Below are 14,892 nucleotides of genomic sequence, written 5' to 3' on the forward strand. Positions count from 1 at the left end.
CACGACGATGCCGCCGGAAGCCAGGACGACCTTGCCGAATTCGCAGGGGAGGACCGTCCGGCCGGGAGCTAAGCTGTCCCCGACCGGCGCTGTGACGGTGCCGGTCGGAGGGGGTTTGATCATGAATCCGACCGTTCCGCTCTGGGCCCCGTATTACGGCGCACCGTTCGGTGTGGCTTTTACGCGGTTCTGGAAGAAATACGTCCGTTTCGACGGGCGAGCCAGTCGCAGCGAGTACTGGTGGTGGGCGCTCGCGAACGCGGTCATCGGCTTCGTGCTCTATGTGATCCTGCTCCTCGGAGCGGCGGTCGGAGCAAGCATCGACGAGAACGGCCGCGGCGTCCCAGGGCCAGGTATCGCGATCGGCATCATCCTGTTCGTGGCGTGGGGTCTCGCCGTGATCATCCCCGGTCTAGCTCTCGCGGCTCGCCGCCTCCACGACGTGAACCTGAGCGGCTGGCTCCTGCTGCTGCTCCTCATCCCGAGCCTCGGCGGCATCGCGATCCTCGTGATGACGCTGCTGCCGCCCAACCCGGCCGGCGCCCGCTTCGACCGTCCGGACGCCGAGGTCCCCGGCTACGTCCCCGTCGTCCCCGGACCAGGGCTTCCGCCGCGCGACTACGGCTGGCCCCAGTCCCCGATGCCGTACGCAGGCCCGGCGGGAGGCCAGCCGCTGTACGCGTCGCCGTCGGCGCCGCAACCGCCCGCGCCCGGCGTGCCGCCGTCGGCCCCTGAGCCCGCCGCGCCGCCAGCGGCCCCGCAGCCCGCCGCGCCGCCAGCGGCCCCGCAGCCCGCTCCGCCGACGCAGCCGCCTGCTGCGCCGACGCAGCCGCCCGCTCCACCTGCGCCTCCCACCCCGCCGTCGCCCTGACGGCTGGCCCGGCCAGGCAGCAGGAGCCACCGCATCCACCCCCGGACTCGTGGCACAGAAACGGCTCCCGGTGCATCAGCACCGGGAGCCGTTCCGTGCGCGCCGGGTCGGCGGCGCGCGCGTGGGCGCGGTCGCTACGCGAGCGCGCCGATCGCGAAGCTGACGGCGCCCTGGTCGTCCACCTGGGCGTCGAGGATCTTGTCATCGAGCGCGACGGCTGCTTCCTCCTCGAGGAAGAGACGCGCCCCTCCGGTCTCCACCACCTGGTCGGCCGGCTCAGGTGCGGGGGTCACGGCGGCCGCGAACGCGGTGTGCTGCGGATTGCTGCTGCTGATGCGCAGTCCCGCCTCCTCCTGTGGTGCCTGCTCGGTGAGCGTCTTGACGATCGTGCTGGCGTTCTCTGTCAGGGTGAGCATGTGCTCTCCTTCCGTTTGGTTCCAGGAGTCGCCTACGTTCCCGCACCCTCCGCGATGCTGCAAGGGGCCTTCCCGCCATTGCCAGGGAACACTCACCTGGCCAGTCCGCTAGCATCGCCGGATGGAATCGTTGATACCGGTCGTCTGGTTGTGGCTCGCCATCATCACGGGCGGCCTCGCCCAGTCGAGGGGCCGCTCCGGCTGGACCTGGTTCGTCCTCGGGCTCCTTCTCGGCCCGATCGCCGCCACCTGGCTGGTCGCCTGGAAGCCGGTCCAGCCGACCGCGAAAGAAATCCCGACAAGTCCCGCCGCACCCATCGGCCCGGAGGGCAACCCCACCTAGACGCTGCCAGCCAGCGCAGTCGGCCAGCGCTGCCAGCGGACGCAGCCGGCGCGCCCTACCCGCCGACCACCCCCAGGAACTCCCGGTTGAACGCGGGCAGGTCGTCCGGCTTCCGCGACGACACGAGCGTGAACGGCCCGTCGTCCACCACCACTTCTTCGTCCACCCAGCGGGCGCCGGCGTTGCGGTAGTCGGTCTGCAGGCTCGGCCAGCTCGTCAGCGTGCGGTCGGCGACCACACCCGCCTCGACCAGCACCCAGCCGCCGTGACAGATCACGCCGACCGGCTTGCCCGCCGCCGCGAACGCAGCGACCAGGGCCACCGCATCCGGCTGGGTGCGCACGGTGTCGCCGTTCGCCACCCCGCCGGGCAGCATCAGCGCGTCGTAGTCGTCGGCCGATGCGTCGGCCAGCGTCACATCCACCGGGAACGTGTCGGCGGGGGTGAGGTGGTTGAACGCCTGCACCTCGCCAGCCTCCTTCGAGATCAGCGTCGGCGTGCCTCCGCCGTCGGCGACGGCCTTCCACGGCTCGACCAGTTCCGCCTGCTCGATGCCTTCCGACGCCACCAGGAACGCGACCTTTTTTCCGTCCATTGCCATGTCTCTCTCCTTCGTTCGACACCACTCGTACCCCTGAGACGCGGGAGAATGAACCCATGGCGAGCATCCCGGACCTTCTTCTCAACGACGGCAACCGCATCCCGCAGCTCGGGTTCGGCGTGTACAAGATCCCGGAGGCCGAGACTGCGGATGCGGTGCTCACGGCCCTCGACGCCGGATACCGGCACATCGACACGGCGGCGTTCTACGAGAACGAGCGCGGCGTCGGTGACGGCGTGCGCCGCAGCGGACTCGACCGCGACGAGGTGTTCGTGACCACGAAGGTGTGGTGGGACCGGAACGGCTACGACAGCACACTGCGTTCCTTCGATCAGAGCCTCGAACGGCTCGGCTTCGACACGGTCGACCTGTTCCTCATCCACTGGCCGGCGCCGAAGCACGACAAGTACGTCGACACCTGGCGTGCGCTCGAGACGATCCGGGATGAGGGGCGGGCCAGGTCGATCGGCGTCGCCAACTTCCACATCCACCACCTCGAACGGCTGGCGCACGAGACCGATACGGTTCCCGCCGTCAACCAGGTGGAGCTGCACCCGTGGCTGCCGCAGGCCGACGTGCGCGCGTACGACGAGGCCAACGGCATCGTGACGGAGGCGTGGTCGCCGCTCGCCCGCGGCCGCATCCTCGGCAACGAGCCGCTGGCGCTCATCGCCGGGAAGCACGGGGTGACGCCGGCGCAGGTGGTGATCCGCTGGCAGGTGCAGCTCGGCAACGTCGTCATCCCGAAGTCGGTGACCCCCGACCGCATCCGGCAGAACCTCGACGTCTTCTCGTTCGCCCTCGACGCCGACGACCTCGCCGTCATCGCCGCCCTCGAGTCGGGCGAGCGCACCGGCCGCGACCCGGACGACCTCGGCTGACGCCCCGTCCCGCCCCCACATAATCGAGTCCGAAGTTGTTCACGCGACACGCCGGATAGCGGCGTGAACAACCTCGGACTCGATTGCGTCGCTACTCGCCGGAGGGGTGGGCTCCGACCGCGTCGACCAGCCAGGCGTACGCGAAGGCCCGCTCGCGCCAGGCCGAGTACCGGCCGGAGACACCGCCGTGCCCTGCAGCCATCTCGATCTTGAGCAGCGCGTCAGCGCCCACCTCGCGCAGCTTCGCCACCCACTTCGCAGGCTCGACGTACAGCACGCGGGTGTCGTTGAGGCTGGTCACCGCCAGGATGCGCGGGTAGTGCGTCTCGTGCACGTTCTCGATCGGCGAGTACGACTTCATGTACGCGTACACCTCCTCGTCGTGCAGCGGGTCGCCCCACTCGTCCCACTCGATCACCGTCAGCGGCAGCGACGGGTCCAGGATGCTCGTGAGCGGGTCCACGAACGGCACCTCCGCGAGGATGCCGGAGAAGTACTTCGGCGCCAGGTTCGCGACAGCGCCCATCAGCAGGCCGCCTGCGCTCCCGCCCTGCGCCGCGAGCCGGTCGGGCGACGTCCATCCGGTGTCGATGAGGTGGCGCGCGCTGTCCACGAAGTCGGTGAAGGTGTTCTTCTTGTGCAGCTTCTTGCCGTGCTCGTACCAGAGCCGCCCGAGCTCGCCGCCGCCGCGCACGTGCGCGATGGCGAACACGATGCCGCGGTCGAGGAGGCTGAGGCGCGGGATGCCGAACGACGGGTCCATGCTCGCCTCGTACGACCCGTAGCCGTACAGCACCAGCGGCGCAGGCTCGCCGGGCGTCACCAGGTCGCGCCGGTACACCAGCGAGATCGGGATGCGCGTCCCGTCCTTCGCCGTCGCCCACTCGCGCTTCTGCTCGAACAGCGCGGGGTCGAACTCGCCGAGGACGGCCTGCTGCTTGCGCAGCCGGAGCTCGCGGGTGCGGACGTCGTAGTCGTAGACAGTGGACGGCGTGACGAAGCTGCCGTAGCCGAGCCGCAGCGTCGGCTGGGTCCACTCCGGGTTTCCGCCCGCTCCGACGGTGAAGAGCTCTTCGTCGAAGTGCAGTTCGTGCAGGGTGTCGTCGCCGGCGGTGTCGTGGGCCGCGCCGTCCTTGCCTGCGCCGCCCTCGCCCGCGCCGTCCTCGCGAGCGCCGCCCTTCTCAGGGACGCACGCGACGGCGACCCTGGTGAGCCCGTCGCGCCGGTACTCCACCGCCACGAAGTCGCGGAACGCATCCACCCCTTCGAGTCGCACCTGCGGGTTGTGGGGGAGCAGGACGCGGCGTGCACCCTGCGGGTCGTCGGCGGAGACGCTCACGAGCTCGAAGTTGACGGCTTCGTCGTTGTGGACGATGAGCAGCCGGTCGCGCCCGCCGACCACCGCGTGTTCCACGTCGTACTCGACGCCCTCCTTCCGCGGCCAGACCACCGCGAACTCACCGGTGGGGTCGCTGGACCGAAGAAGCCACGCCTCGCTGGTGATGTTGGAGCCGGCCTCGATGACGAGGAAGTCGCGGCTCCGGGTCAGCCCGACGCCGATCCAGTAGCGCTCGTCCGGCTCGTGGAACACCTGCACGTCGTCCGTGCCTGGCGCGGCGCCGACCCTGTGCCGCCACACGGTGTCAGGACGCCAGGCGTCGTCGACCGTCGTGTAGAAGATGTATTCGCCGCTCTGGTCGAACAGGGCGCCGGAGGCTGTGTCCTCGATCTCGTCGGGGAACTCGACGCCGTCGTCCACGAGCGAGCGCACCCGGATCGTGTACCGTTCGTCGCCTTTTGTGTCGACCGCCCAGAGCAGGCGCGTGCCGTCAGCGCTCACGTCGAAGCTGCCGAGCGAGTAGAACTCGTGCCCTTCGGCGTGCTCATTGTCGTCGAGCAGGATCTGCTCGCCTGGCAGCCCGTTGCGCTGCGCGTCCTCGTCGAGCGCCGGCGGCTCCCAGTCGTCCGCCGCGGCGATCGGCGCCCGGCAGTGGATGCCGTACTGCTTTCCCTCGACCGTCCTGGTGTAGTACCACCAGTCGCCTTCGCGGGTCGGGACGCTCAGGTCGGTCTCGCGGGTGCGCCCCTTGATCTCTTCGAAGATCTGCTCCTGCAGCAGCGACAGGTGTTCTGTGCGCGCGTTCGTGTATGCGTTCTCCTCGTGCAGGTGCGCGACGACCGCCGGGTCGTCCTTCTCGCGCAACCACTCGTAGTCGTCGATGTGCACGTCTCCGTGGTGGATGCGTTCTGTCGGCTTCTTCGGCGTGATCGGCGGCGTGAGCATGGCTTCAGGCTACCGTCCGGCGTCTGGGGCGCGCCCGTCGGCGGCGTCCTCGCGTGGGTCGTGACGGCGCTATCCGCGGAGTTCGGCGGAGAGGGTGAGCAGCGCGGCGTGCACGACGGCGAAGTCGGTCGGCGCCGCGAGGCTCCGTCTCGCCTGCCCGATCGCCACCCGCAGCCTGGTGGCCGCCTCGGGGTCCGCGGGGTCCGTGCTCCTGGACGCGAGCCGCGCATCCAGTGCAGCGGGAAGCTCCCGCGCCGCCTCGATGCAGTCGATGACCCTCGCTGGCCGCTTCCTGACGACCATCCGATGGGCGCGATGGGCGGGCGCGAGCTGTTCCACCCGGCTGATGGATGCGCGGAACGCGGCCACCCGCATCGCCACCGGCAGCGCAGGGTCACCGGGCGAGAGCACTGCTCCGAGGGCGACGAGCATCTCCGAGAACCGCTTGCGTGCCACGTCCTCCGACCGCACAGGAAGCACGAACCAGCTCGCCGCGATGCCGAGCACGGCGCCCGTCACGATCGCGAGAATGCGCTCGCCGAGCACCGCGCCCAGCGACGCTCCCGTCGGCGTGACGCCCAGCAGGCCCTGCAGCAGCGCGACCGCGAGGGTGACGGCGAGGGCCCAGAACGCGTAGCTGTACGTGCGCAGCCAGGTTCCGGCGAACAGGGCCACGAAGATGACGACCACGGCGAACAACCCGGTCGGCTCCACGACGAACGAGAGAGCCACGGCCGCCGCCGTCCCCGCGAGCGCCCCTGCCACCCGCAACGCGCTCTTGTAGAGGACGTCGCCTCGGCCTCGATTCCCGGAGCAGACGATGAACGCCGTCAGCACGGTCCACATCGCGTGATCGGGGAACAGCAGCCATCCCGCGACGAAGGCGGCTGCGAGCGCGACGGCCATCTGCAGCGCCATCCGTGTGCTGGCGGGGAGGCGGCGACGGGGCATGCGGGCGGGAGCGGCCTGCCGGGCGGGCGGAGCCTGCGTGGCAGGCGGAGCCGGCGCATCCTGTGCCGCAGGCGCGGCCGGAGCGACCAGCGCATCCGGCGCGGTCACCACTCCCGCCAGCACGCCCACCTCCCTCGCCATGGCCACCCACACGATCGCGACGACGGACGCGCCGACGAGCAGCAGCAGATCCAGCCACCACCGCCCCGTCTGCACCACGGCGCCCGGTGCCACGAGGATGGCCGTGAACGGCAGCGTGAGCAGCGCACCCAGCCGGGCGACTCTGTCGCCGAAGCGCCGCATCCAGATCGGAACGCTCATCCCGGCCACGAACGCCGCGGCGCCCACCGGCGGAACCGCGACCAGCAGCCAGCCGACCCCGGCGGCCACCAGGCCGATCGCCGGAAGCAGCGCCGACGACCTGGCGAACTCCGCCCTGGACGCGAACGTGCGCCGCGACAGTGTCAAGGCGACCACGGTGGCGAGCACCGCGGTCCCGTATCCCCCTCCCGCCGCAACGGAGATCCACCACATCGTCGCGCAGGCGCCTGCCGCGGCCGCGACGGTGATCAGGGCGGAGAGGCCTGCGCGGGCCGTGGGGTGCATGGGTGCATTTTCTCACTCAACGGTGCAGCGCAGTCGCGGCAACGCGCGCCGATTCACCTGGTCGATTCCACCGGCTAGGGTGAGCAGATGAGCGAGAAATGGTGGCAGTCCGCTGTTGTCTACCAGGTGTATCCCCGGAGTTTCGCTGACAGCAACGGCGACGGAATCGGCGACCTGCGGGGCATCATCGACCACCTCGACCACCTGGATGCGCTCGGCGTGGATGTGGTCTGGCTGTCCCCGATCTACGCGTCGCCGCACGACGACAACGGGTACGACATCAGCGACTATCGCGCGATCGACCCGGCGTTCGGCACCTTCGCCGACTTCGACGAGCTTCTGCAGGAGATGCACGCCCGCGGGATGAAGCTCGTGATGGATCTCGTCGTCAACCACACCTCGGACGAGCACGCCTGGTTCGTCGAGTCCGCAGAGGGGCCGGACAGCCCCAAGCGCGATTGGTACTGGTGGCGGCCGCCGCGCGACGGCAAGGCGCCGGGGGAGCGGGGAGCGGAGCCGAACAACTGGGGCTCGTTCTTCTCCGGTCCGGCCTGGCAGCTCGATCCGGCGAGCGGCGAGTACTACCTGCACTTGTTCTCCCGCAAGCAACCCGACCTCAACTGGGAGAACCCAGAGGTCAGGGATGCGGTCTACGACATGATGAACTGGTGGCTCGACCGCGGGGTCGACGGGTTCAGGATGGACGTCATCAACCTGATCTCCAAGGTGCAGGACCTGCCGGACGGCGTCGTCCCTCCCGGCGCGCTGTACGGCGACGGATATCCGTTCTACGGGCAGGGGCCGCGCATCCACGAGTTCTTGCACGAGATGCACGAGCGTGTGTTCGCCGGGCGCGACGACCGGTATCTCACCGTGGGGGAGATGCCCGGTGTGACGATCGACCAGGCCCAGCTCTTCACCGATCCGGCGCGCGGCGAGCTCGACATGGTGTTCCAGTTCGAGCACGTCGATCTCGACCACGGGCCGGGCGGCAAGTGGGATCACCGGCCGGCGAGCGTGCTCGATCTGAAGCGGTCGTTCGCCAAGTGGCAGGACGGCCTCGCCGAGAGCGGCTGGAACAGCCTCTACTGGAACAACCACGACCAGCCGCGCGTCGTCAGCCGCTTCGGCGACGACGGGGCGGCGCGCGTCCCGTCGGCGAAGGCGCTCGCGACCGTGCTGCACCTGCAGCGCGGCACCCCGTACGTCTACCAGGGCGAAGAGCTCGGGATGACGAACGTGCCGTTCAGCGGCATCGGCGACTTCCGCGACATCGAGACGCTCAACCACTACGCCGAGGCCGTCGACGTGCTCGGCGCTCCAGCAGACGAGGTGCTCGCCGCGCTGCGCACCACCAGCAGGGACAACGCCCGCACCCCGGTGCAATGGTCGGATGCGCCGAACGCCGGCTTCACCACCGGGACTCCGTGGATCCCGGTCAACCCGAACTTCCGCCGGATCAACGCTGCGGCGGAGCGACGTGACCCCGATTCGGTGTTCGCGTACTACCGCAGCCTGATCGACCTGCGGCATGACGACGAGCGGGTGTCCGACGGGACGCTCGAGCTGGTGCTGGCCGAGCATCCACAGGTCTTCGCGTACACCAGGACGCTGGGGGAGCGGCAGCTGCTCGTGCTCGTCAACCTCACGGGGGAACAGGCGGAGTTCGAGCTTCCGGATGCGCAGCGCTGGGCGGCCGCGACGACCGTGCTGAGCAACCTTCCGGATGCGCCGGGCGGCGTCACGGGGACCCTCGCGCCGTGGCAGGCGCTCGTGCTCTCCCGCGAGGGCGCCTGAGCCGGACGGTCAGGCACGGCCACGTCCCTGCGCGGCTTGCCAGAAGGCTCTCGCGGGTGTCTGATGTTGCGCAACGGCCCTGGTGCGTCGGCGCTCGGGCCGAGTGGAGCCGAGGAGACGGTCATGGGCAGCTATGTCGCGCGAGCCGAAGTGGATGTGCGGGCGCCGCGGTCGGTGGTGTGGCGGGTGCTCACGTCCAACGGCGCGCATCCGGAGATCATGTTCGGTGCCGATGTGGAGTCGGACTGGCGGATCGGCAGCCGCATCGTCTGGCGCGGCGAATGGCAGGGGAAGCGCTTCGAGGACCACGGGCGGGTGATCGAGTTGCAGGAGCCCAGCAGGATCGTGCTCACCCATTTCAGCCCGCTCAGCGGCGCGGACGACGTGCCGGAGAACTATCACACCCTCCGGTTCGAACTGGATGAGACGCCGCGGGGCACGCATGTCACCCTCGATCAGGACAACAATCCGACGGCGGAGGCGGCGACGCACGCCAGGGAGAACTGGACGACGATGCTCGCCGGCGTGAAGGCGGTCGCGGAGCGCGAGGCCTGAACAGCGCTGTCGGGCCGGGCCGCGCGCTGGCGCGCCACGTGCCTATGGGCCGACCGCCTCGCGGAGGTACGCCCCGAGGAACAGATCGAACGCGGACACGGTCTTCTCCCTGTCACCGGTCATCAGGTAGCCGAAGCGGAGCCCGGCCGCGGTGTCGGCGAGCCAGCGGGCGAGCACCGCAGCGCGCTTCTTCTCGACCCCGTTCGCGGTGAGCCAGCGCTGCACGACGGCGAGCCAGTCCCGGAACGAACTCGTGATGCGGGTTCCGAGGTCGGGGTCGATCGGCTCGAGGGCTCCTGCCTCGAACTCGAGGCGGAGGCTGGTGCGGTTGCTCTCGCTGAGGGAGCGGCGGAAGGCCGCCCGGTACCAGTCGGCGAACTGCTCGCGATCGAACGCGGCGATGTCGACGCCGAGCGCCGACTCTGACTGCTGGCGGACCGCCTCCTCCAGGATGGCGTCGACCATCTGCTGCCGAGAGCCGAAATGGTAGATGAACGAGTACGTGCTCACACCCAGCGCGCTCGCCAGGCTGCGGAAGGTCATCCGGGAAAGCGGCTCGGTCGCCACATGCTCCATGATGCGGCCCAAAAGCTCTGGCTTTCGATTGGGGTCTGGTGTACGTCCCACGCGATAACCATAGGTGAGGCGCTGGGGGTCACGGAAGGCGAATCAGGGTATAAAGACCGGAATTCCAATATCAGTTCCGGAGCGCCTCCTCTGGCTCACTCCGGGACGATCCGAGGACGGGATGCGTCAGCCGCGCCCGCCCGGGAGGAGCGGCTCACCCGTTCCCCTTGCCGCCGTTCCCTGGTCCGCCGTTCCCCTGGCCGCCATTGCCGGCGCCGCCGGTAGCCGGGGGCGCCGGGTTGACGGGAGCGGTGGGAGCCGTGGGCGTCGGCGGCTTGGGCGCGACGGGAGCCTTCGTGAACTTCGCGTCCGGCGACGGGAACGCGGTGCCGCCGTACGCCGCATTGAGCGCGAGCAGGATCGGCTTCGCGATCGCGAACTTGACGTTTCCGCCTCCGATGCCGTTGAACGATTGGCTGCGGAGCGCGACCGCCCCCTCCACGTTGCCGACCCAGGTGGCCTGTGCGACCTTCGTGGTGGAGGTGACGAGCCAGTTCTCCAGCGAGTCGTCCGTCGTGCCTGTCTTGCCGAAGATCGGGATGCCGTCGTTCGGGTTGGCCGACGTGGCCGTTCCGCCTCGCAGCACGCCCTGCAGCGCGAAGATCGCCGCGGCCGCGACACCCGGGTCGATCGGAGTGGTCGAGCACTGCGTCTTGGGCACGGCGTGCTCCGTGCCGTCCGCGTTCAGGATCTTGTCGATCGCGATCGGGCTGCAGGCGACGCCGTTGTTGGCGATGCCCGCGTACGCGGTCGCCATGGTGAGCGGCGCGATGTAGTTGGTGCCGAGGACCGACGACGGGTTGGCCATGAACCGGTTGGCCTCTTCATCCGCCCCGTGCACGAGGAGGTCCTGCGCACGCTGCTTGATGCCGCAGAGGTCGAGCTTGGTGGCCATCTGCGCGAAGATCGTGTTGATCGACTGGGCGGTCGCGTTCATCACCGTCGTGCTGCCGACGGACTCGCCCTCGTCGTTCGAGACCGGCCACGGTGCGCCGCCGATGTCGTTGCACGGATCGCTGGAGTGGAAGGCGGACTGCGGGAACAGATGCTGCGTTCCGTTGACGGACTCGTAGAGGGAGTGCCCCTCCTGCAGCCATTCGAGCAGGTCGAACGCCTTGTACGCCGATCCCGTCTGGAAGCCCTCCGAGCCGCCGTCGACGTAATCGGTGTTGTAGTTGACGGCCGTGGTCGCGGGGGCAGGATTGGCCGTGTTGTCGTACGGTCTGTTCTGCACCATCGTGACGACGCGTCCTGTTCCGACCTCGACGGAGACGTTCGACGATCCGAGGTCGAGGTACGGGCTGGCCGGCGGGATGTACGCGGCGATCGACGCCTGCGCGGCGCCCTGCAGGTCGAGGTTGAGGGTGGTGTAGATCTTGAGCCCGCCGCGGTTGAGGAAGCTGCTGCGGTCGTCGCTCGTCTTGCCGAAGATCGCGTTGTTCTCGATCTGGCGCTCGACGTAGTCGCAGAAGAACGCCGCATTGAACTGCTGAGCTGTCATGCAGCCGTTCTGCACAGGGGAGATCTTCGGCTCGACCTTCGACGCCTTGGCCGCGTCGTGCTCCGCCTTGGTGATCTTGCCGTTGGCGAGCATCCTGTCGAGGACGTAGTTGCGGCGCTCCAAGGTGTCTTTGTATCCGTCGGCCGCGCCGTTCTCCTTGTTGTTCGGCTGGTCGATGCGGAGGTTGTCCGGGTTGTTGAGGATCGCGATGAGCGTTGCGGCCTGCTGCAGGTTGAGAGCTTTCGCAGAGACGCCGAAGTAGTATTCGGACGCGGACTGGACCCCGTAGGTCCGTCCGCCGAACAGAGCGATGTTCAGGTAGCTCTGCAGGATCTGGTTCTTGGTGTATTCCTTCTCGAGGCCGATCGCGTATCGCATCTCCTTGAGCTTGCGAACGGGGTCGACCTCTGTGGCGTCGTTGTAGCAGGACTCGTACGCGGTGAGCTGCTTCTTCTGCACGGCCGCCGTGGCCGTCACGTCCGGCTGCTTGTTCTCGCAGCGCTGCACCAGGATGTTCTTGACGTACTGCTGGGTGATCGACGAGCCGCCCTGCACGTCCTTGTGCAGCGCCGTGAGCATGGCGCCTCGGATCGTGCCGGTGACGTCGACGCCGCCGTGCTCGTAGAACCGCGGGTCCTCGGTGGCGATCGCGGCGTCTTTGAGGTTCTGCGAGATATCGTCCCAGCCGACCTCGACGCGGTTCTGCGAGTAGAAGGTCGCGATCGGGACGTCTTTGCCTCCGGACTTCGCGTACATGGTCGACGCCTGGGCGAGCGGCTCGACCTTGATGTATTCGGGCAGCCCGTCGAAGACGCCGATGGTGGAGTCGGCGGCCGATCCCGTGAGCGCCACCGCCGGCGTGACGGCTGCCGCGCCGAGCACGCCGGCCACGGCGCTGAGCGCGACGAATCCCAAGAGCGCGGGCGCCCATCCCCATCTGCTGCGGCCCGAAGATTTCATGGCGTCATGATACGCGGCGTCGTTGGCGGTTTCGCCGGGACACTCGTCAGGTTGCGGACAGTCTCGGGATGTGGAGAGCGTCGTCGGGCGGTCGTCACTCCGAGCGAAGCTTGTCGCAGAGCTCGGCCAGCCGCTCGAGTTCGTCTGCGTCGAGGCGTCCTCCGACGCGTTCGGTGATCGTCCGCATGTGCTCGACGGCCACCCTCCTGAACATCTCGAAGCCGGAGTCTGTCATGCGGATGACCGTGCCACGCGCATCCGACGGCTCCGGGCATTTCGCGACAAGCCCGCGGGCGACCAGCCGGTCGACCAGGCGACTGACGCTCGGCTGCGTGAGCAGCACGTGCTTGTTCAGGTCACGGAGCCGGAGCGAACGGTCTGGCTGCCTGGACAGGTTGAACAGCACGTCGTACTCGTTGAACGAGATGTCCCTGGTCGGGAACTCGGCGGCGAGGGTGCGCATCACGGCGACCTGGGCGCGGAACAGCGACTCCCACGCGCTGACGGCATTGACGCGGGCGGATGCCCGTCTGGTCGCGCGGTCGCGTTCGTCGGTGCCTGCTCGCTCGTCCGTACGCATGATGCTGCTGCCTCCTCGGTGACGAATGCTCGATGCATTCGCATCCTTCCACCAACCGGTGACAGTTCCATCCGTGCCAGCACGGGATGCGCGCCATCTCGTTAAGAGATTGAGGGCCGGCCGCAGAGGCTAGCGGCCGGCCCTCTCCCTTGCACCAAGAGTGTCCTGCAATCACATTCCGCGTTGGCTGCCACAGCAAACAACTAACGCTCTTGAACTATATAACGAAGAGGTAACGGGATCTAGTTATCTGTTCGTTATTTTTGCTGCGAGTTTTCTATGTGCCCCGCAGCGGCCTCTCGGCCTCGCTCATCCGGTCCAGGGATGCGGTGAGGCTGGCGAGGAACGCCGTGACGACCTCGGCCTGGTCCTCGTCGAGAGCGGCTGCCACGGACAGCAGTCTGCGGTGCATGTCGCCGAGCGTCTCGCGGACCTCTTCGTCCGCTCCGGGAGTAGCCGTGATGACGATGCTCCGCCTGTCGCTCGGGTGCGGGGCGCGGCGGATGTGGCCGGAGGCGGTGAGCCTGTCCAGCATGATCGTGATCGACGAGGATTTCATGCCGAGCAGGACGGCCAGGTCGTTCGGCGTCACCGGTTTCCCCTCCGCCTCCGACTTCAGCAGGAAGCGCAGGGCGCGGAGGTCGGCCTCACCCATCTTCATGGACTCGCGCGTGCGGCGTCGCATGGCCTGCTCGGCGGCGCGATACGTGCGCAGCGAGCGGAGGACGCGGACGGAGCTGGCCGGCGCCGTTTCATACCAGGGTTGTTCGGGCATACGACGGCCAGTTTACCCGGCGTGTCGGCAGCGTCCGTGTGGTGACATCGCCACGGGTCAGCGCTTTGCGCGGGTGTGCGACGAAGCGGCCGTGTCGATGTGATCGACCGCGTCGCGCAGGCGGTCGATGAACTCGACGATCGTCTCCGCGTCCTTCTCCGAAAGCGATCCTGCCACGTCGATGAGTTCTTCCCTGATGTCGCCGAGGATCGCCTTGTGCAGTTCATCGGTCGGCACGGTGGGGACGATGATCAGGGCGCGCCTGTCGAACGGGCTCGGCTCGCGTCTGACGTGTCCCGCCTTCTCGAGCCGATCGAGGAGGATCGTGATGGAAGAACTCTGAACGCCGAGGTAGTCCGCGAGCTCCTTCGGTCCGACGCTCACGCCGCGCTCGTTCGCGCGAAGCAGATAGCGCAGCGCGGAAATGTCGTTCTCGCTCATCCGCATCGCGTGCTCCGAGCGCCGCTGCATGGCCGCGTCGGCCGCCCCGTATGCCCGCATCGCTTCGAGGACGGTCACGGCGCGCTGCCGTTCCGCCTCCTGTCCGTACCAGTAGTGAGGCGTCGAACCCGATTTGTTCGTCGTCATGCCCTAGATGATAGACCAACTACAAGCTAGACAATCTAGCGATGGACATCAGACGGCGACCGCGGTAGTGCTCCGAGCGACAGGCGATCCTGCTGCTCTGGCTGACGTCTGGCGGCGCCTGTGTTGCGGTAGAGGGGAGACGTCTGCGAGCTCCTGCGGCAGCACGACTCCGGCGGACCTGCTCGCCATCTCCATCAGCTGGCCGAGCCACGCATCGTCGAGGCGGTCGCCTGCATCCCGATCGAACTCGTAACGGAGCGGGATGGCGTTGTCGATCCAGACGGAATGCCGGGCCGGAGCCGACCGCGTGGTCGACCAGCTCAGCAGGAAGGGCTCCCTCCGCCTGAGCTTCACTGTGATGACCGCCTGAATATGCGCGAGAGCGCGGTCGTCGAACTCGAACCCCTGCCCGTCGTACACCAGCACACCCATGACTCTCCCCGTCCTTTCGTGCGCCCGATCCGGCGACGTGATCGAGGTTAGCGTATTACTAGATCGTCTAGCTACGCACATCCGGAAATATCCATCTGGAAAGCGATTAGCGTATCTTCGGCCG

At 68.4% G+C, this 14,892-nt stretch carries 15 protein-coding genes; 5 read left to right on the forward strand and 10 right to left on the reverse strand.

The genetic code is table 11. The annotated features are described in order from the left end of the window. Nucleotides 1–121 precede the first annotated feature (121 nt). The gene (locus tag ACIRCZ_RS12735; protein ID WP_402853648.1) at nucleotides 122–871 is read left to right on the forward strand and encodes a DUF805 domain-containing protein; all 750 of its coding nucleotides are present in this window, start codon (nucleotides 122–124) and stop codon (nucleotides 869–871) included. 134 nt (nucleotides 872–1,005) lie between these two features. On the opposite strand, the gene ACIRCZ_RS12740 is transcribed toward ACIRCZ_RS12735, so the two are convergent. Further along, nucleotides 1,006–1,287, reverse strand: a complete 282-nt coding sequence (locus tag ACIRCZ_RS12740) for a hypothetical protein (RefSeq protein WP_055889697.1) — start codon at nucleotides 1,285–1,287, stop codon at nucleotides 1,006–1,008. A 121-nt stretch (nucleotides 1,288–1,408) separates the two neighbouring features. On the opposite strand from ACIRCZ_RS12740, the gene ACIRCZ_RS12745 reads away from it, so the two are divergent. Beyond that, nucleotides 1,409–1,630 (forward strand): hypothetical protein, encoded by a 222-nt coding sequence (locus ACIRCZ_RS12745; RefSeq protein WP_402853653.1) that lies wholly within the window; start codon nucleotides 1,409–1,411, stop codon nucleotides 1,628–1,630. A 55-nt stretch (nucleotides 1,631–1,685) separates the two neighbouring features. Here ACIRCZ_RS12745 and ACIRCZ_RS12750 read toward each other — a convergent pair whose 3' ends face one another. After that, on the reverse strand, nucleotides 1,686–2,231 hold the full coding sequence (locus tag ACIRCZ_RS12750) for a DJ-1/PfpI/YhbO family deglycase/protease (protein ID WP_402853656.1): 546 nt from the start codon (nucleotides 2,229–2,231) through the stop codon (nucleotides 1,686–1,688). A 56-nt stretch (nucleotides 2,232–2,287) separates the two neighbouring features. On the opposite strand from ACIRCZ_RS12750, the gene ACIRCZ_RS12755 reads away from it, so the two are divergent. Further along, nucleotides 2,288–3,112: an aldo/keto reductase gene (locus ACIRCZ_RS12755; protein WP_402853659.1), complete on the forward strand. Its 825-nt coding sequence runs from the start codon at nucleotides 2,288–2,290 to the stop codon at nucleotides 3,110–3,112. Nucleotides 3,113–3,203: 91 nt separating this feature from the next. Here ACIRCZ_RS12755 and ACIRCZ_RS12760 read toward each other — a convergent pair whose 3' ends face one another. Together ACIRCZ_RS12760 and ACIRCZ_RS12765 are read right to left on the reverse strand one after the other, a co-directional pair. Continuing rightward, complete coding sequence (locus ACIRCZ_RS12760; RefSeq protein WP_402853662.1) at nucleotides 3,204–5,396, reverse strand: S9 family peptidase; 2,193 nt, start codon at nucleotides 5,394–5,396, stop codon at nucleotides 3,204–3,206. A gap of 69 nt (nucleotides 5,397–5,465) precedes the next feature. Next, nucleotides 5,466–6,953 (reverse strand): FUSC family protein, encoded by a 1,488-nt coding sequence (locus tag ACIRCZ_RS12765; RefSeq protein ID WP_402853665.1) that lies wholly within the window; start codon nucleotides 6,951–6,953, stop codon nucleotides 5,466–5,468. An 87-nt stretch (nucleotides 6,954–7,040) separates the two neighbouring features. Here ACIRCZ_RS12765 and ACIRCZ_RS12770 point away from each other — a divergent pair, with 87 nt between their 5' ends. Further along, a complete protein-coding gene (locus ACIRCZ_RS12770) occupies nucleotides 7,041–8,750 on the forward strand; it encodes an alpha-glucosidase (protein ID WP_402853668.1) in 1,710 nt (569 codons plus the stop codon). Between the two features lie 123 nt (nucleotides 8,751–8,873). Then, nucleotides 8,874–9,305, forward strand: a complete 432-nt coding sequence (locus ACIRCZ_RS12775) for an SRPBCC family protein (protein ID WP_402853671.1) — start codon at nucleotides 8,874–8,876, stop codon at nucleotides 9,303–9,305. A gap of 42 nt (nucleotides 9,306–9,347) precedes the next feature. Here the strand turns inward: ACIRCZ_RS12775 and ACIRCZ_RS12780 are convergent, their stop codons facing one another. From ACIRCZ_RS12780 to ACIRCZ_RS12805, 6 genes are all read right to left on the reverse strand, one after another. Continuing rightward, on the reverse strand, nucleotides 9,348–9,881 hold the full coding sequence (locus tag ACIRCZ_RS12780; protein WP_402854549.1) for a TetR/AcrR family transcriptional regulator: 534 nt from the start codon (nucleotides 9,879–9,881) through the stop codon (nucleotides 9,348–9,350). A 205-nt stretch (nucleotides 9,882–10,086) separates the two neighbouring features. Continuing rightward, complete coding sequence (locus ACIRCZ_RS12785) at nucleotides 10,087–12,393, reverse strand: transglycosylase domain-containing protein (protein WP_055889726.1); 2,307 nt, start codon at nucleotides 12,391–12,393, stop codon at nucleotides 10,087–10,089. A 94-nt stretch (nucleotides 12,394–12,487) separates the two neighbouring features. Further along, nucleotides 12,488–12,973, reverse strand: a complete 486-nt coding sequence (locus ACIRCZ_RS12790) for a MarR family winged helix-turn-helix transcriptional regulator (protein WP_055889729.1) — start codon at nucleotides 12,971–12,973, stop codon at nucleotides 12,488–12,490. A 277-nt stretch (nucleotides 12,974–13,250) separates the two neighbouring features. Next, nucleotides 13,251–13,748 (reverse strand): MarR family winged helix-turn-helix transcriptional regulator, encoded by a 498-nt coding sequence (locus ACIRCZ_RS12795; protein ID WP_402853676.1) that lies wholly within the window; start codon nucleotides 13,746–13,748, stop codon nucleotides 13,251–13,253. Between the two features lie 57 nt (nucleotides 13,749–13,805). Further along, nucleotides 13,806–14,336, reverse strand: coding sequence for a MarR family winged helix-turn-helix transcriptional regulator (locus ACIRCZ_RS12800; RefSeq protein WP_055889737.1), 531 nt, complete (start codon nucleotides 14,334–14,336; stop codon nucleotides 13,806–13,808). 48 nt (nucleotides 14,337–14,384) lie between these two features. Beyond that, nucleotides 14,385–14,768 (reverse strand): hypothetical protein, encoded by a 384-nt coding sequence (locus tag ACIRCZ_RS12805; protein ID WP_402853680.1) that lies wholly within the window; start codon nucleotides 14,766–14,768, stop codon nucleotides 14,385–14,387. Nucleotides 14,769–14,892 lie beyond the last annotated feature (124 nt).

Source organism: Leifsonia sp. NPDC102414 (assembly GCF_044765685.1).
Lineage (GTDB): Bacteria > Actinomycetota > Actinomycetes > Actinomycetales > Microbacteriaceae > Leifsonia.